This window comes from Methylobacterium sp. Leaf113 (genome assembly GCF_001423325.1).
Classification (GTDB): Bacteria; Pseudomonadota; Alphaproteobacteria; order Rhizobiales; family Beijerinckiaceae; genus Methylobacterium.
Window position 1 is genome coordinate 55,029 of record NZ_LMNJ01000010.1, and the last position, 15,529, is coordinate 70,557.

At 68.2% G+C, this 15,529-nt stretch carries 15 protein-coding genes; 8 read left to right on the plus strand and 7 right to left on the minus strand.

Translation table 11 applies throughout. From position 1 onward, the window contains the following. Positions 1-225: 225 nt before the first annotated feature. Both ASF60_RS08505 and ASF60_RS08510 read right to left on the minus strand, forming a co-directional pair. The gene (locus tag ASF60_RS08505; protein ID WP_056183396.1) at positions 226-870 is read right to left on the minus strand and encodes a hypothetical protein; all 645 of its coding nucleotides are present in this window, start codon (positions 868-870) and stop codon (positions 226-228) included. 28 nt (positions 871-898) lie between these two features. Further along, complete coding sequence (locus ASF60_RS08510; protein WP_244478374.1) at positions 899-1,504, minus strand: hypothetical protein; 606 nt, start codon at positions 1,502-1,504, stop codon at positions 899-901. A gap of 173 nt (positions 1,505-1,677) precedes the next feature. Here ASF60_RS08510 and ASF60_RS08515 point away from each other — a divergent pair, with 173 nt between their 5' ends. Then, positions 1,678-2,661 carry a hypothetical protein gene (locus tag ASF60_RS08515; protein WP_056183487.1) on the plus strand — a complete coding sequence of 328 codons (984 nt, stop codon included), beginning with the start codon at positions 1,678-1,680 and terminating at the stop codon, positions 2,659-2,661. Here the strand turns inward: ASF60_RS08515 and ASF60_RS08520 are convergent. Both ASF60_RS08520 and ASF60_RS08525 read right to left on the minus strand, forming a co-directional pair. Further along, positions 2,658-3,875 (minus strand): glycosyltransferase family 4 protein, encoded by a 1,218-nt coding sequence (locus ASF60_RS08520; RefSeq protein ID WP_056183398.1) that lies wholly within the window; start codon positions 3,873-3,875, stop codon positions 2,658-2,660. The two genes, ASF60_RS08515 and ASF60_RS08520, sit on opposite strands and share 4 nt — an antisense overlap. Beyond that, positions 3,875-4,915 carry a glycosyltransferase family 4 protein gene (locus ASF60_RS08525; protein WP_056183400.1) on the minus strand — a complete coding sequence of 347 codons (1,041 nt, stop codon included), beginning with the start codon at positions 4,913-4,915 and terminating at the stop codon, positions 3,875-3,877. The genes ASF60_RS08520 and ASF60_RS08525 overlap by 1 nt, the downstream gene beginning before the upstream one ends. Positions 4,916-4,975: 60 nt before the next feature. Between ASF60_RS08525 and ASF60_RS08530 the strand changes: the two genes are divergently transcribed. From ASF60_RS08530 to ASF60_RS08555, 6 genes are all read left to right on the plus strand, one after another. Then, positions 4,976-7,030, plus strand: a complete 2,055-nt coding sequence (locus ASF60_RS08530) for an HAD-IIB family hydrolase (protein WP_056183402.1) — start codon at positions 4,976-4,978, stop codon at positions 7,028-7,030. Beyond that, the gene (locus tag ASF60_RS08535; RefSeq protein WP_056183404.1) at positions 7,020-7,907 is read left to right on the plus strand and encodes a glycosyltransferase family 2 protein; all 888 of its coding nucleotides are present in this window, start codon (positions 7,020-7,022) and stop codon (positions 7,905-7,907) included. Before ASF60_RS08530 ends, ASF60_RS08535 begins: the two co-directional genes overlap by 11 nt. Before the next feature lie 20 nt (positions 7,908-7,927). After that, positions 7,928-9,061 (plus strand): glycosyltransferase, encoded by a 1,134-nt coding sequence (locus ASF60_RS08540; RefSeq protein ID WP_056183406.1) that lies wholly within the window; start codon positions 7,928-7,930, stop codon positions 9,059-9,061. 62 nt (positions 9,062-9,123) lie between these two features. Further along, positions 9,124-10,092: a glycosyltransferase family 2 protein gene (locus tag ASF60_RS08545; protein ID WP_056183408.1), complete on the plus strand. Its 969-nt coding sequence runs from the start codon at positions 9,124-9,126 to the stop codon at positions 10,090-10,092. Further along, positions 10,089-11,153 (plus strand): glycosyltransferase, encoded by a 1,065-nt coding sequence (locus ASF60_RS08550; RefSeq protein ID WP_056183410.1) that lies wholly within the window; start codon positions 10,089-10,091, stop codon positions 11,151-11,153. The genes ASF60_RS08545 and ASF60_RS08550 overlap by 4 nt, the downstream gene beginning before the upstream one ends. 59 nt (positions 11,154-11,212) lie before the next feature. After that, positions 11,213-11,896: a class I SAM-dependent methyltransferase gene (locus ASF60_RS08555; protein ID WP_056183413.1), complete on the plus strand. Its 684-nt coding sequence runs from the start codon at positions 11,213-11,215 to the stop codon at positions 11,894-11,896. A 279-nt stretch (positions 11,897-12,175) separates the two neighbouring features. Here ASF60_RS08555 and ASF60_RS24335 read toward each other — a convergent pair whose 3' ends face one another. From ASF60_RS24335 to ASF60_RS08565, 3 genes are all read right to left on the minus strand, one after another. Then, complete coding sequence (locus tag ASF60_RS24335) at positions 12,176-12,343, minus strand: hypothetical protein (protein WP_156633957.1); 168 nt, start codon at positions 12,341-12,343, stop codon at positions 12,176-12,178. A gap of 215 nt (positions 12,344-12,558) precedes the next feature. Beyond that, the gene (locus tag ASF60_RS08560) at positions 12,559-14,061 is read right to left on the minus strand and encodes an oligosaccharide flippase family protein (RefSeq protein WP_056183414.1); all 1,503 of its coding nucleotides are present in this window, start codon (positions 14,059-14,061) and stop codon (positions 12,559-12,561) included. Positions 14,062-14,386: 325 nt separating this feature from the next. After that, complete coding sequence (locus ASF60_RS08565) at positions 14,387-14,761, minus strand: hypothetical protein (RefSeq protein ID WP_056183416.1); 375 nt, start codon at positions 14,759-14,761, stop codon at positions 14,387-14,389. 185 nt (positions 14,762-14,946) lie between these two features. Here ASF60_RS08565 and ASF60_RS24340 point away from each other — a divergent pair, with 185 nt between their 5' ends. Beyond that, the gene (locus ASF60_RS24340; protein WP_156633959.1) at positions 14,947-15,402 is read left to right on the plus strand and encodes a hypothetical protein; all 456 of its coding nucleotides are present in this window, start codon (positions 14,947-14,949) and stop codon (positions 15,400-15,402) included. The last annotated feature ends 127 nt before the right edge of the window (positions 15,403-15,529 follow it).

Below are 15,529 nucleotides of genomic sequence, written 5' to 3' on the forward strand. Positions count from 1 at the left end.
ATCGTTCCAGTAAAGGACGAATTTTTGTCATCAACGGCTTCGTAGCTCAATCTTCGAGCGTTGCCTTCGACGACATGTGAAGGTGAATTTTGAAGGTGTCGGCCGTGATGGGCCTCTGAACTTGTGATCTTGTCCGGCCGAGCGACATCCGCGACTCTTCGATTGGCCACCCATGACGGAGGCCTTCTGCCGCGGCAATCCGACGGGTTCGTCGCTGCGCGATGGCTATGCGCTCTCCCAGGCCGTCCGGACGGGGCCGGTCGCCGTATCCGGCTTCGAAGGGCCGATGAAGATCACCACCGGACCGTGCTCGGCCCGTCGCGGGTCGTAGAAGTCGAGCAGGTCGGGAGAGCGCTCCTGGATGAAGTCCGGACAGAGGCCTTCCCGGCGCAGCAGGTGATCGATGACGACCTGATCGCCGTGCACGGCGTTCGGCACCGGGCCGCAGGAGCCGGCCGCCATCCAGCGCTCGGGCTCGGCCGCGAAGGTGGCGTAGAGGAAGTCGAGTTCGGCGCCGTGCCACCGCAGCAGGGCGCTGGAGAGGCGGCCCTTGTGGAAGTAGTCTTCCATGGCGGCCAGGCCCGGCTCGGCCAGGGCATCGGCCGGCCCGGTGAGGACGGTGTCGAGGTCGCAGAGCAGCGTCAACCCGTCTGTCAGACCCGGGCGGAACGCCTCCATCTTGGCCCACCACGCCGGCCAGTCGTGCCGGAGCGGCACCCGCTCGACACCGGCTACCGCGAGAGGAAGGTCCGTCAGGCACAGGATGCGGTCGAAGGCCGGGGCGTGGCGGCGGACGCCGCGTGCCAGGCGCTCGACCCAGGCCGCATCGTAACGTCCCCCGCTCTTCAGGACGGTGATGAGAGTCGTCATCGGATGAGCGTGATCCTGATCGATGCGGTCAAGGAGAACAGGGGAAGAGCCGGAGTTGCCCGGCCGTCTCAGCCTGCTGGAACCAGGCCCGCTCGGCGGCCCACGGGTGCCCGGGCCAGCCGTCGAAGCCGAAGCCATAAACTTCGGCCGGGCTGTGCCGGAGGGGCCGACCCTGCAGGAACGCCCGCGTCACGAGAAAGCCGGTGCTCGGGTTCGGACGTCCCGTGGTATCCGGTGCCAGGTCGCGCCGCGCCGCCTCGTGCAGATCCTCGGGCAGGATGTGAACGGGTTTGCCCAGGGGGGCGAGCAGCGCCATCGCCTCGCGGGTCCAGCATACCTGTTCGGGCCGATTGTGCTCGGCCGGCAGCATCGGAAATGGAAGGATGAACGCCGCCGCGCGCCGGACCACCGGGCGATCGAGAAAGCGCGGGTCGGCGAGCCATTCGCGCATCTGTCCACCCCGGTTGACCAGGGCGAGGTGGGTGACCCGGTCGCCGGTCCGGCCGCCGAAGCCCGGCGCATTGTTGAAACGCACCACGCTGGTGGCGGCATCGATCGCCGCGGCGGCATCGAGACCAGGCGCATTGCCCACGATGGCGAGCGTGCCCGGTGCGGAAGAGGACAGGTCGAGCATGTGCGGAGGGTCGACCTGAGCCATCACTTGCGGCAGGGATTTGCGGAGCAACCGAAGTATGGCGCTGGCCCGGCCCGGCAAGATCCCTTCCGTGGCGGCAAGATTCTTTCAGTGATGGAAACATCCATCCAGCAACGGTAAAATCCCTTCGGTGAAGGAGCCCGGGACCGATGATGCGCCGATGCTTCGTCTGCGGCGCCGACATGCTCGGACCGAGCACCCGGCACCTCGTCTATCCCGACGGGCAAGACCGGTTGTTTCCGATTGCCTGCGGCTCCTGCGGCCTCCTGCTTGAGGTGGAGGCCGATCCCGCTGCGTGTCGCGCGCATCTGGCCGAGCGCCTGGCCGGCCCGATCTTCGAGTCCGACCCGCGCGCGCCCTACGGCCTCGACCTCTACACCCTGCGCAGCGCCGCGACCGGCCACGCCCGTGGTGTCCGGCCCTGCGACGCGGCGGGCCAGACCGCCCTGCGCCACCCCCATAGCCAACACGCCGCACGGGCGGCACTCTACGGGCTCGACCGGGCCGTCGGGATGCCGGTCTCCCTCGGCGTGCTCTGCCGCCCCGACGCGTTGGACGCGGTCCTGGCGACGCTCGCGATCCATGCCGCCTGGACCGACGACGTCGTGATTCTGCTCGATGCGCCTGTGCGTCCAGCCGATGTGGTGCCAGCCGCCGGAATTCCGCCGGGGGGCGTCCGGGTGGGAGCCCGGCCGCTCGCGGGTGATTTCGCCGCCCAGCGCAATGCCCTGCAGGACCTCGCCCGCTATCCCTGGATGCTGCAACTCGATGCCGACGAGACCCTGGCCGTCGAGGCCGGCCGGCGCCTGGCGGCTCTGGCGGCTCTGGCCGAGGCGGGGGACGTCGTCTCGGTCGGGCTGGCGCGCCGGAACCGGGTCGACGGCCTCCTCGCGGACGTCTATCCGGATGTGCAATACCGACTGAACCACCGGTCCGTGCGATATGCGGGGCGGGTGCACGAGCGGCCGGCGCTCGACGGCGGCTGGCCGCGGAGCCTGATCAGCCTGCATGGGGCGATCGAGCACCATCTCGACCGAGCCCATGTCCTCGCGCGCTCGCGGCACTATGAGCGCCTTGAGCCCGGGCGCGGACGCCCCGAGGAGGAAACCGCGCTGCTGCGCCCCTACCGGGATTAAGGCTCCGAGTCTTCGGGCGCGTAGCCCTCGACGCGAAATCGGACCGCCGCGATGGCGCGGGCGTAGAGAGCGAGTGTCTCGCGAGCCAGGATCTCCCGGGTGAACCGGCCTGATTCCGCCAGCGCCCGGCTGCGATAGGCCAGACGCAGAGCCGGATCGGCGAGGAGCGGGCGCAGGGCGTCGGCGAGAGCCGGGCCGGTGGCCTCCTGCGCCAGGGAACCTGCTCCCGGCACACCCACGAAGGCGCGGGCGCTCGCATCCTCGGCGCAGGCCAATACGGGCCGGCCATAGGCCAGCGCCTCCTGGTAGACGAGGCCGAAACTCTCGTAGCGCGAGGGGGCGAGCACCGCGTGCGCCGCCGCATAGGCTTGCGCCAAAGCCGCGGCGGGCACTCGCCCCCGGGCGTGGATTCGCGCGCGCGCCGCCTCCGGCAAGTCGGTCGGCAGATCCTCCGGGGGCACGCCGATCAGATCCAGCCGGAAGGCGGGAGCGGCACCCCGCTCCGCCTCGTCGCCGAGGATCGCGACCGCGTCGAGAAGCGCGTCGAAGCCCTTGCGCGCCTCCGCCCGGCCGACGAAGAGCAGGCGCACCGGCCCGTCCGCATCCGGGTAGGACGCGCAGCGCGCCGATGCCAGGATCTCCGGGGGAAGGCTGAGGCCGATCACCGCCTCGGGCTGCCGGCCGGACAGGCCATAGGCTCGGGCGATCACCGTCCCGTGCTCGGCGGTGTTGGCGATGAGCCCGGCGCTGCCGCGGGCCTGGCGTCGCTCCAGGGCATCCGCGCTCCGGCCATCCAGGCGGTCGCGCAGCGAGCCGCGTGAATCCCGCGTGAAGGCGGCCGGCGTCGAGCTTCGGGTCACCAGCGGCAGGTCCCGCCGCCCGGCCAGCATCACGGCGGGAGCGTACCAGTTCGTCGCCTCGACGATGTCGAAGGGGACGCGCGCATGGTCGGCCAGGACCACGCGGCGAAAGGCCAGCGGCGCGGCGAGGTGCCCGGCCGAGCCCCAGAGCCGCAGACGGGCCAATCCGCCGCCGGGCGGCAGGGCGGCGCCCACCACCGTCACGCCGCCGATCCGGTCACGGCCGATCCGGTCGAGCGTGAAGACCGTGACCTCGGCTCCCGCTTCCGCGAGGCTTTCGGCGATCTCCCGGGCCGCCGTCGACAATCCGCTCGGGGCCGGCGGGTAATCCCACGCGAGAAGGGCGACGCGCATCAGGCCGCGAGCAGGCGATGATAGATCGCGAGATAATCGGCTGCCATCCGGTCGGCGGTAAAGCGCGCCTCGAAGCGGCGCCGGATATGGGCGCGGTCGAGGCGGTCGATCCTCCCGAGGGCCGCCACGGCTTCCACCTCGGAGCCGACGATGAACCCGGTGACGCCGTCCTCGACGATCTCCGGCACGGAGCCCCGATTCCAGGCCACCACGGGGGTGCCGCAGGCCATCGCCTCGATCATCACGAGTCCGAAGGGTTCGGGCCAGTCGATCGGGAAGAGCAGCGCCCGCGCGCCGCCCAGGAGGTCCGCCTTCCGGGAATCGTCCACCGGTCCGAGATAGGTCGTGTCGTCGCCGAGGAGCGGCCGCACCCGGTCCTCGAAATAATCGGGATTGCCGACGTCGATGGTGCCCCCGAGACGGATCGGGATGCCGGCGGCGCGCGCCACGCGGATCGCGGTGTCCGGCCGCTTCTGGTCGGTCATCCGGCCCACGAAGGCGACGTGGTCGCCGGGCTGCGTCCGCAGGGCATAGCGATCCCGCGCGATGCCGTGGTGGACGATCCCGGCACGATTTGCGACCGGTATGCCGGTTTCCTGCGCGGCCGAGATCGCCGCCACCGGCAGGTCGGGAAACCCCGCGAAGAACAGCGCCCGGTCGAGTTCGTCCACCCGCCAGTGGATGGTGGTCAGGCTGTGGCGCCGGCGTGCGCCGAGAAGCGCGGCATGCGCGAATTCGCCGTGGCCATGCACGATGTCGAAGGTGTCGAGCCTCAGGCGCAAAGCTTCCAATTGCAGGGCGTCCAGGGCTGCCGGGACGCCGGGGGCGACGCGTCCGTGACGGCGCTCCAGGGCGGCGAGGCTCGGATTGTCGCCGACCCGCGGCAAGTCTGTCGCACTGTCGGATGATGCAAAAAGCGTTATTTCCACGCCCAGGCTTCGTAGTGCCGTGCTTAGGTCATGAATGACCCGCTCCGTACCGCCATGATGCTCAGGGGGAACGGGGAAAATGTTCGGGGCGACTTGGGCGACACGGATCAAAACGTCTTCCTCGACTTTAACATACATTTATTCGATTGTTCGTGAGTCGCTGGCGGCCTGATGTTTATCTTACATGTCGCCCTGCAAGGCTGCCTGCGCGGCGGCGGTGTCGTGTTTGGCCTGACCGCCGACACGGGAGGCCACATTCGCTATCTGCTGGATCTAGTGGCGGCCTCGTCTCAGGACGTAGGCCTCGATCGGATCGTGATGGCGACGCGCTTGTTCGAGGGCGCGCACGGCCCTGATTACGCCGTGCCCGAAGAGCCGATCTCCGACAAGGTCACGCTCGTGCGGCTCGCGAGCGCGTCACCGGATTACCGCGCGAAAGAGGACATGCACGCGGAGGTCGCCAGCTTCGCGCGCAGCCTCATGGCCTGGATCGCCCTACAGCCGCGCGCGCCCGACATGATCCACGCCCACTACGCCGACGCCGCGTCCGTCGCCGCGATCGTCGAGGCCGAGTGCGGCATTCCCTTCGTGTTCACGGCCCACTCCCTGGGTCGGGTCAAGGCCTCCATGCTGGGTTCGGGCGCCGAGGATGACCCGGACCTCGCCCGCCGGATCGGCGCCGAGGAGGACGCGCTGGCGCGCGCGCGCCTCGTCATCACCTCCTCCCGCGACGAGGCCGAGGTGCAGTATGCCGGATATGCGGCTTACGATCCCGGCCGCATCCGCGTCCTGCCGCCGGGCAGCGACCTGGCCCGCTTCGCGGCGGCCGAGCCTCTGCCACGCGTGGACGCCACCATCGATCGCTTCCTGCGCGACCCGGGGAAGCCCACGCTCCTGGCTCTGGCCCGGCCGGTGGCACGCAAGAACCTCGGCGCCCTTGTGCGGGCCTACGGGGAGAGTCCGACCCTTCAGGCCCGGGCCAACCTGGTGCTGATGGCCGGGACGCGCGAGGACATCGACGCGCTCGACGGCGACATGGCCGACACCATGCGGGAGATCCTGATGCTGATCGACCGCTACGATCTCTACGGCCGCGTGGCCTATCCGAAGACCCACGGTCCGGAGGACGTGCCGGCGATCTATGCCTCTGCGCGCGCGCGGGGAGGCCTCTTCGTCAACCCTGCCCTCAACGAACCCTTCGGCCTGACGCTACTGGAGGCCTCGGCGTCCGGGCTACCTTTGGTCGCCACCGACAGCGGCGGCCCCAACGACATCGTCGAGACCTGCGGCAACGGACTTCTGGTCGATCCGCGCGCGCCCGACGCGATCGCGGCCGCCTGCCTGCGGCTCCTCGACGAGCCCGCCCTGTACGCACGCTGCGTGGCGGGCGGCGCCCGCGCCGCGGCCGCCTACGACTGGGATCAGCACGCCGCGCGCTACCACGCCCTGTTGCGGGCGCTGCTGGCACCCGAGCCGCCGCTGGCGGCGCCCCGCCAATTGCTGGTGTGCGACATCGACAACACGCTGGTGGGTTGCGCGGCGGCGCTCGGCATCTTCCGGCGTTGGCGCAGCCGGCAGGCAGGGCTGGCCTTCGGTGTCGCCACAGGTCGCTCCTTCCACAGCGCGATGGCGATCCTCGAACAGCAGGACAGTCCGCGACCGCAGGTGATGATCACCTCGGTGGGCTCGGAGATCTACCATCTCGACCCCAACGGCGTGACCTACACGGCCGATCTGGCCTGGCGCGCCGTCGTATCCGCCGGCTGGGAGCGTTCCGCGGTGGCGGCTGCGCTCGCCGGTCTCGACGGGCTGATGCCGCAGGGCTCCCTGGAGCAGCGCGGGCACAAGCTCAGCTATTTCGCGGATGCGGCAACCGTCCAGGCCGTGCGCGCGACCCTGGCGCAGGCGGGATTGCGCGCCAACGTGATCCACAGCCACGGCCTCTACCTCGACGTCCTGCCGCAGGCGGCCTCGAAGGGCACGGCGGTCGGCCATGTCCGCGACCTCTACGGCCTGCCCGGGCGAGCCGTCTTCGTCGCGGGCGATTCCGGGAACGATGTCGAGATGCTGCGCGCTCAGTCCCAGGCGATCATCGTGGCGAATTACTCCGACGATCTGGCGAGCCACGCGGCCTTGAAGCATTCCTACGTGGCCCGCACCTCGCACGCCCGCGGCATCATCGAGGGCGTCGGCCATTTCCGCCGGATGTTGGCTGATGCCGGCTGATGCATCGGCGCCGCTCTCGCCGAGCGTACTCACGCTGGTTCGGGGCCGGCCCGACCGCCTGCGCAACCTCATGCGGGGCCTGGCCCGACAGACGGTGGCCCCGCGCGAACTGGTGATCGCCTGGATGCAGCCCGAGCCGGCCCCGGACCTGCCCGACCCGGGCTGTCCGGTCCGCCACCTCTTCGTCGCGGGCGAACCGATGCCGCTGGCCGCCGCCCGCAACCGTGCCGCCGAGGCGGCAGCCGGCGACCTGCTGCTTTTCCTCGACGTGGACTGCATTCCATCTCCCACCCTGGTGGACGCCTACCGGCACGCGGCAATGCAGGGCGAAGGCCTCTTTCTCGGCGAAGTCCTGTATCTGCCGCCAGGGCTGGACCTCGCGGCGGCGTCCGACGAAACGGCCTTGGCCCGCCTCGGTCAGGTGCATCCGGCCCGGCCGGCGGTGCCGCCGACGGGTCTGCGACGGGAGCCCGATCCCGGCCAGCTCTGGGGCCTGTCCTTCGCGCTGCCGGCACGGGCCTGGCAGGCGGTCGGGGGCATGGACGAGGCCTATGCGGGTTATGGCGGGGAGGAGACGGACCTCGCCGTCCGCCTGAATGCCGGAGGCCTGCCGATCTTCTGGGTTGCGGGAGCGCGCGCCTATCACCAGCACCATCCGGTCCACGTGCCGCCGCTCCAGCACTTCGAACCGATCCTCGCCAATGCCGCGCGCTTCCACCGGACTCACGGGCGCTGGTGCATGACCTACTGGCTCGGTCAGTTCCGGGCCGCCGGACTGATCGCCTGGGATATGGAGGCTCCCGCGATCCGGGTCATCCGGGTCCCGGACGCCGCCGAGATCGCCGCCGCCCTGCGGCCTGACGCCCTGTTCTCCTGACGATTTGCGAATCCCAAGCCATGAAGAAGCCCATCGCGTTCTTCGTCCATCACCAGGGACGGGGCCATGCCAACCGTACGATGGCGGTGGCGGCCGAGTTCTCCCGTGACCGGCCGGTCTCGGTGCTCACCGCCGGCCCGCAGCTGTTCGATGGGTTTTCCCGCGACATCGAGATCGTGGCTCTCCCGAACATGATCGGCGCCGGGGTGCCGACTCCGCGCCTCTATGCCGAGCCGACGCCGCAGGTGATGCATTGCGTACCGCTCGGGCTGACCGAGATGCGCCGGACCATGCGGCGCATCCTCGACCATCTCGACGAGCGCGACGTCGGCCTGTTCGTGGTCGACGTCTCGGCGGAGATCGCCCTGCTGTCGCGCATCGCCAGCGTGCCGGCGGTGCAGATCCGCATGCATGGCGACCGCTCCGACATCGGCCATGTTGGCGCCTACGAGGCCTGCGTCGGGATGTTGGCACCCTTCGACGAGCGTATGGAGCAGGACGACTACCCGGCCCATCTGCGCGCCAAGACCTTCTACAGCGGCGGCCTCTGCACCAGCGTCGACGGCGTACCGGGTCGGGCGGAAGCGAGGGCGAAGCTCGGCCTCGATCCGGAGCGTGAAATCGTCGTGGCGGTGACCGGCGGCGGCGGCAGCGGCACGCCCTACGCCCCCCTGACGGTGGCGGCCCGCGCGGTCCCGGACGCCCTCTGGCTCACCCTCGGGCCGACCCACCGCGAGGGCCACGAGACCGACTTCTCCAACCTGCGCGAACTCGGCTGGGTGCCTTCGGTGACCGACTACCTCGCCGCCGCCGACATCGTGGTGGCGTCGGCCGGTGACAACACCATCCACGAGGTGGCGCGCGTAGGCGGGCGCCTGATCGTGATGCCGGAATGGCGCTATTTCGGTGAGCAGACCCGCAAGGCCGAGGCCCTGGTCCGGCTTGGCGCCGCCGTTCAGGCCCCGGTCTGGCCCGGTGACCTGCAGGGCTGGCGCGACCTTCTCGCCCTGGCGCGCAGCCTCGACACGGGTCCCCTGCGCAGCCTCTACGCGCCGGACGCGGCCGCCCGCGCCGCCGGCTGGCTCGAGGGCCTGACCGACGACCTCTGGCGCGGGGCGACGGAGCGCCCGGCGCTCGGTGTCGTCGCCGGCTGACCACGTCCCGTCACGCGCCTGCTTTTCTCGGCCCTCGAAATCTCCCGGAGTCAGACCGCCTCATGTCCACCGTTTCCGTCGTGACCCTGGCCAAGGGACGGCCCGCCCACCTGCACAACCAGCTCCTCGGCCTGGAGCGCCAGACCCGGAAGCCCGTCGAGATCATCGTGGCGGTGATGCAGGACGCGCCGTACGACCTGCCCGAATTCGGCTTTCCGGTCCGCCAGATCCTGGTACCCGGTCCCGAATTGCCCTTGGCGGCAGCCCGCAACCAGGGTGTCGCGGCGGCGGGGGGAGACGCCGTGGTCTTCCTCGATGTCGACTGCATTCCGGCCCCCGACCTCGTCGCCGACTATGCGCGGGGACTTGGCGAGCTCGACGGGCTGCTGATGGGCGAGGTCCTTCACCTGCCCGAGCGCGCCACCACGGGGGACTGGACCTATGAAACCCTCGCGGGCGTCGCCGAGCGCCACTCCGATCGACGCGGCCCCCCGGCCTCGGGCCTCGAGATCTGCCCGGATTACCGCTGCTTCTGGTCCCTCAACTTCGCCATCCGGCGCGCCACCTTCCTGGCCACCGGCGGCTTCGACGAGCGCTATACGGGCTACGGCGGCGAGGACACGGATTTCGGAAAGATCCTCGACCAGCGGGGCACCCCGATCGCCTGGATGAAGGGCGGACTGGCCTATCACCAGTACCATCCGCACCACATGCCTCCGGTCCACCACCTCGACAGCGTGGTGCGCAATGCGGAGCTGTTCGAGGCCAAGTGGGGATACCGCACGATGGGCCATTGGCTCTATGCGTTCAAGGTGATGGGCCTGATCGACGACACCCCCGATCGGCCGATCCGAATCCTGCGCCGCCCCGAAGCCGGCGATCTTGCGCTGACCGGCCAGCAGAGCCACCAGCCCTACAGCAACGCGGCCTCCGTCATCCGCTTCCTCGAAGCACAAAGAACGTCGCAAGAATCGTTGCAGGGGTCGTCGCAAGAATCGTCACAAGGGGCGTCGCAGGCGCGCACCGCGTGAGGATCGCCCTCCTCGCCCATCTGCGCCATCCGGTGGCCCCGCCGTTCGCGGGCGGCATGGAAGCCCATGCCTGGGTCCTGGCCGAGGGATTGATGGCGCGTGGACACGAAGTCGTCCTGTTCGCCGCCGGGGACAGCGACCCGCGATTTACCATCGACCCGGTGATCCCGGTGCATCACGAGCGCAGTTTCCCCGGGCGCGAGCACCGGGCCGATTCCGGCCTCGTCGCCCATGTGGATGACGGCTACGCGGCAGCGTGCGACCGGATCGCGGCCGGCGGTTTCGACGTGCTGCACAACAATTCCCTGAGCCGACTGCCCCTGGAGCGCCGGCGCCTCGCCGCGGTGCCGACCGTGACGTCGCTCCACGTGCCCCCGTACGACGCCCTGCGCTGGTTCGTTCAGGACAGCCTCGTCCCCGGCCACCGGATCACCGTGACGTCGGAGGCTCATGGCAGGGCCTGGTGGCCCGATGCGCCGCCCGAAGGCGTGTCCGTTCTCCACAACGGCGTCGATCCGGCGGCCTGGCCCTATCGCGAGCGCGGCGACGGCAGCGCGGTCTGGTCCGGGCGCATCGCGCCGGTCAAAGGGCCGCATTGGGCGGTGGCGGCGGCCCGAGAGGCCGGCCTCCCGCTGACCCTGTTCGGCCCGATCGAGGATCGGGCGTATTGGGACGCACAGATCGCCCCACGGCTCGGCGGCCCTGTCCGCTACGGCGGCCACCTCGCCGGCGACGCCCTGGCCCGCGAGATCGGCCGCGCCTCGGTCTTCCTGTTCACTCCCTGCTGGGACGAGCCCTTCGGCCTCGTGGCGATCGAGGCCATGGCCTGCGGCGTCCCCGTGGCGGGGATCGCTTGCGGCGCCGCCGAGGAGGTCGTCGGCGAGGCGGGATGCCTTGCGCCCCATGGCGACGGACCGGCGCTCGCCCGGGCGGTCGTAGCGGCCCTCGCCATCCCGCGCATGGTCCCGCACGCACGGGTCCTGCGCCTGTTCACCCGCGACCTCTGGCTGTCGCGCTGCGAAGCCCTCTACGCGCAGGCCAAGCGGGCGCCGCGCGGCTGACCCCCATCCCTCAGGCCCGATCCCCCCGATCGGCGCAACCTCCATCGCGAGCCGACCTCATGAGCCAACCCCGGACTACTCGCGGCGCACTCCTCGATGCCTTCTGGCACGGGCGCGACCCGTTCGCGAATCCACCGGACGACCTGCGCCCCCTCGACTTGCAGGGCTGGCGCAGCGTCCATCCCTATCTCGACGCGGCGATCACCGAGTTCCGCCCCGCCGTGGTCGTGGAGATCGGCGTCTGGAAGGGGGCGAGCAGCCTGAATCTGGCCCGGACCATGGCGGCGCACGGCGTCGACGGAACGGTCATCGCGGTCGACACCTGGCTCGGCGCCGTCGACCACTGGGCCGACCCGGCGCTGTTCGCCGAACTCGTCACCGAACATGGCTATCCGAGCCTGTACCGGACCTTCCTCGCCAACGTGCTGCGCGAAGGGCTGGCCGACCGCATCCTGCCGCTTCCGCTGGATTCGGTGAACGCGGCCGAGTTGCTGCATCTGCGTGGCGTGCCGGCCGATGTGATCCATCTCGACGCCGGTCACGAGGAGGCGTCCGTGATGGCGGATCTCCGCGCGTGGTGGCCGGTTCTGCGCCCGGGAGGCCTCCTGATCGCCGACGATTACGACCGGCTCGGTGGGCGGTTCCCCGGTGTCACCCGTGCGGTCGACGCCTTCTGCACAGAGGTCCGCGTCCAAGGACCCTGGTCCCAGGAGGGCAAATGCAAACTGATCAAGGCAGCCTGAGGCGTCGGATCGAAGCGGCCCGGACGATATCGCGCCAGCGACGCGTCGCCCCTCGGTCCTCGATCCTCGTCTCGGCCGCGTCGCGGGACTCTACCATCGTGACCGGGAGGACCCTGTTCTGCCAAGCCCACCGCTTGGCGGATTGGCGGCTTCGGGCGGATGCCTGCAACGTGGCGCAAGTGCCGGACCAACGCGCGTAGGCGCGTTTGGACCGGGAGCGTCGTCACGGTATTCGATCTGACGGAACCGGTGCGTTGGCGGCGGCGGCAATGGGCGGTCCTACGCGCCCGAGATCGCCTTGCCGAACTCACCGATGCGGAAGTTGTCTGCCTCTCGTGGCAAGTTGATGTTTGCCCCTGTCGCGTCTCCGGGCTCGGATGGGACATCGCCGCGTATCGACGGCTGCGGAGCAACCTTGACCATTGCGGTGGCGATCTTCGGCGCCACCTTCAGCCCCTCCCTGCTCTGGTGGCGAGCGGCTGATGACCTGCAGCACCCCGTCCCGAGCGAGCACCGTCCCGGCATCGGGCAGGCTCTGGCAAAGCGCTCGGATAGCCACTCGGCTCGACCGCCCCGTGGCTCGGGAACGCGCCGATCTCAGGGATAAGGCCCCAAATCGGGGCGCTGAATCCCGGCCCTCCGATTGCCCTGCACGAGCCGTGTTACGAGCGCGCAGGCCTCAGAGAGGGAGAAGATCCGTCGACGTCGATATGGCCGGGTATCTCACCTCTGATCCTCAAAGATCCGAGTGCGATCTGCAGCTTTGTATACCCGCCCCCGAGAAGATAGACCGAGATAAAGACCGACCCCCCGATCGATATCAAGCTTCCAAGCCTGACGAAGGGATCGACTGCGAGCAGCAGGTCTCGCGAGATCACGATCGACATGGCCATCGTGACTGCCGCAGCGAGGGGCAAGACGGCCTGCCGCAAAACTGTCGAGGTCGGTATTTCCAGGAGGCGACACACGGCAACCATCATTGCCAAGCCGGTGGCGAGATTCGACAGACTTACACCGATCACCGCTCCGAGAACGCCCCACTGTGATCCGACCAAGATCCCGACAACGACCCCCATCGTCGAAAAACATGAGATCTGGAACGGGATTTTCGCGTTTTCCAATCCCAGGAGAGCCGCCTGCTGAACGACGTTGATGCAATTTCCGAACGCATAGATGATGAGCACCATCAGGATCGGCGCTGCACCTTCCCACTTCGAACCCAGGAAGAGCGCCACGATATCAGCTGAAACGAGGCCGATCCCACACAGCGCCGAGAGGCAAAAGGAGAAAACGAGGAACATCGAGGCCGTGTAGAGATTCACGAAATCCCGACGTTCCCTGACCGCTCGGGAAAACGCCGGCAGCAATGTCGTGTAAATCGGACCGACCACCAAGGACTCGGGGAGCCGGACGACTTGCATCGCAATGCTATAGAGGCCCAGGGCATATGCCCCATGCAGAAATCCGATCAGCAGGCTGTCGACGCTCTTCGTGATGACATTCATCGCAATCGAATTGAAGGCATAGAAAGCAAACTTGGCGTTCCTGGAAATAAACTCTTTATCGACGGCAAAAACGACTTCGAATTTTCCGATAAACACGGCGATCGATAAACGCGCGATAATCGAAACGGCTTGCTGAAGCACCAGGCTCTGAACGCCGGCACCATTCCAGGCCGCGACGATCGCCACCACGCCGCCGAGAACGACGCCCGCAACGTCGCCGATCGCAAAACCAAGCATCTTCCCTTCCCGCTGCAAGCGAGCGAAGGGCGCGCTGCAGACTGCGCCGAGCACCAGAACGATCGTACATTCTCGCAGAAGAACGCTCAGGCCCGGCTGGCCCATCCGCCGTTCGATCGCTTCGCTGCTGGCGAACAAGATGAGCGAGATAACGGCGCCACCGAGAATACTGATGAGAAGAACCGTCGTTTCCTGCGCTGGATTCTTCGATACGGATCGTACGAGGACAGGAGAGAATCCAAGATCCGCAGCGCAGGTGAGAGTGATGATCAGCGGAAATACGAGATTGAAGAGCCCGTAATCTTCAGGTGACAGGAGCCGCGTCAGGACAGGAATGAGAGCAAAGGCCATCCCGAGTCGAAAAAGGTTGGATCCGACGAGCCAGATCGTCGCGAAAAATGTCGATTCGCGGTCCTGTGCCAAGGTCTCGATCCTAGCCTACTCGTCGGAGCAAAGTTCGTGCGGGTTCGGTTTGGATAATGATGAATCGGGAGGCCCGTGTTTCTGTCGGATCATTGGCCGCGGCGCAGGGGTCGCGACCTCCGCGGGACTTCTGTCATCGCGAACCGTGCGCCCGACGGAGACGCGAAGGGATTGCTGTCCTCGATCCGTTGTCGGCCGGAGAGATCTGGGGGGAAGCGCCAGACGCTTCGCGCTGGCGATATCGCATCCCGCTCAGCCCTGGCGGGACGAGCGCAAGCCCTTGCTGAGGATGCGTGTCCGGCAGGCGGAGTTCCGAGCCAACAGCTTAGAGACGATCGACGCTCAAGGTGTTCGATGTTCCCTCGACCAGGACGACCCTCTGGGCGCCTTCGCGGGCACTGCTATCGTCCGACAGGGGAAGCGGCAGGGCTCGAATCGCGTCGCAAAGCTTCTGGACGCGCCGACTTTCTTCAGTGGAGGTGATCACGCCCCACTCACACGCCGCCTGTGGCGCAAGGACAGAGACTTCTTCTTCGCAGACCTTGGCTGCCGCCTCACGCATCCATTCGACCGCCCGCTTGAGCTGCTCCATCTTCGCACGTGCATCAATCAAGTCGAAGGTCTCGGCAAGCAGAAATGTACGATTGATCTGCCCGTTCGCTTCACTGTATTCGCCCTGAAACAATGCCGATTCGGGCATGTGATCCTCCGTCTGATTTAGTCATCGGAGAATGCACGAAGACCGACAACTATGACAAGGCCGCCATTGGCGTTTGTTCCAACATAAAACTACGCAACGTCGGCTATGATTAATTCGCGCTTTCTTCCAACGACTCGAAATCTGCGGTCGCAGTATCGTTCGATTGCATCGAAAAGGGTATCGCGATGGCAGCTTCCGTGCGTCGGTCGAGCCCGCGCCGGCTTCCAGATGTCGAGACATCGGGGCAGGACGTGCCGTGTCTCGGGATCGTCGCGCCTGAGATCGCATCCGGATGGTGCCGGGACTCGAGTGCAGGACTCGGGCGCCTGGGCTCGGGTGCGAATGCCGGCGACGGGCTGCACCGCACCTCGGAGATGGCCGGACTTGTCGCGCCGCCTCAATCCGTCATCGGCGACCATGACGGCGCCAACACCTATGGCGCGACGACGTCATGCCGTTCCTGGTTCGGCGCAGCCTGTTCCTGCTGTCCTATGGCAGCCACCCACCCGAGCAGCCAGCGCGTCCTCCTCGGCGGGACGATCGTGCTCCTGCCGGTGATCCTGGAGAACGCCGTTCACGTCTGCTGGCTGTTCCGCGGCAAGGTCACCGCCGACGCGCTGGGCTACCGTCGAGGGGCGTAATCATCACCCGTCACGATGCCGCGCGTCGCATCGGCTGGTTCGTGGCGCTCCAGGCGGGCGGCATCGCCTGCCTCACGGCGGTTGCGCTGCCGCTGCGATGGCATCTCAAGGCGGTTTAACCGCGAGG

Excerpts from the sequence above, each read along its gene's own strand:
- ASF60_RS08505 (WP_056183396.1), bottom strand. The coding sequence starts at position 870 with ATGACGACTCTCATCACCGTCCTGAAGAGCGGGGGACGTTACGATGCG.
- ASF60_RS08510 (WP_244478374.1), bottom strand. The coding sequence starts at position 1,504 with ATGCTCGACCTGTCCTCTTCCGCACCGGGCACGCTCGCCATCGTGGGC.
- ASF60_RS08515 (WP_056183487.1), top strand. The coding sequence starts at position 1,678 with ATGCGCCGATGCTTCGTCTGCGGCGCCGACATGCTCGGACCGAGCACC.
- ASF60_RS08520 (WP_056183398.1), bottom strand. The coding sequence starts at position 3,875 with ATGCGCGTCGCCCTTCTCGCGTGGGATTACCCGCCGGCCCCGAGCGGA.
- ASF60_RS08530 (WP_056183402.1), top strand. The coding sequence starts at position 4,976 with ATGTTTATCTTACATGTCGCCCTGCAAGGCTGCCTGCGCGGCGGCGGT.
- ASF60_RS08535 (WP_056183404.1), top strand. The coding sequence starts at position 7,020 with ATGCCGGCTGATGCATCGGCGCCGCTCTCGCCGAGCGTACTCACGCTG.
- ASF60_RS08540 (WP_056183406.1), top strand. The coding sequence starts at position 7,928 with ATGAAGAAGCCCATCGCGTTCTTCGTCCATCACCAGGGACGGGGCCAT.
- ASF60_RS08545 (WP_056183408.1), top strand. The coding sequence starts at position 9,124 with ATGTCCACCGTTTCCGTCGTGACCCTGGCCAAGGGACGGCCCGCCCAC.
- ASF60_RS08555 (WP_056183413.1), top strand. The coding sequence starts at position 11,213 with ATGAGCCAACCCCGGACTACTCGCGGCGCACTCCTCGATGCCTTCTGG.
- ASF60_RS08565 (WP_056183416.1), bottom strand. The coding sequence starts at position 14,761 with ATGCCCGAATCGGCATTGTTTCAGGGCGAATACAGTGAAGCGAACGGG.
- ASF60_RS24340 (WP_156633959.1), top strand. The coding sequence starts at position 14,947 with ATGGCAGCTTCCGTGCGTCGGTCGAGCCCGCGCCGGCTTCCAGATGTC.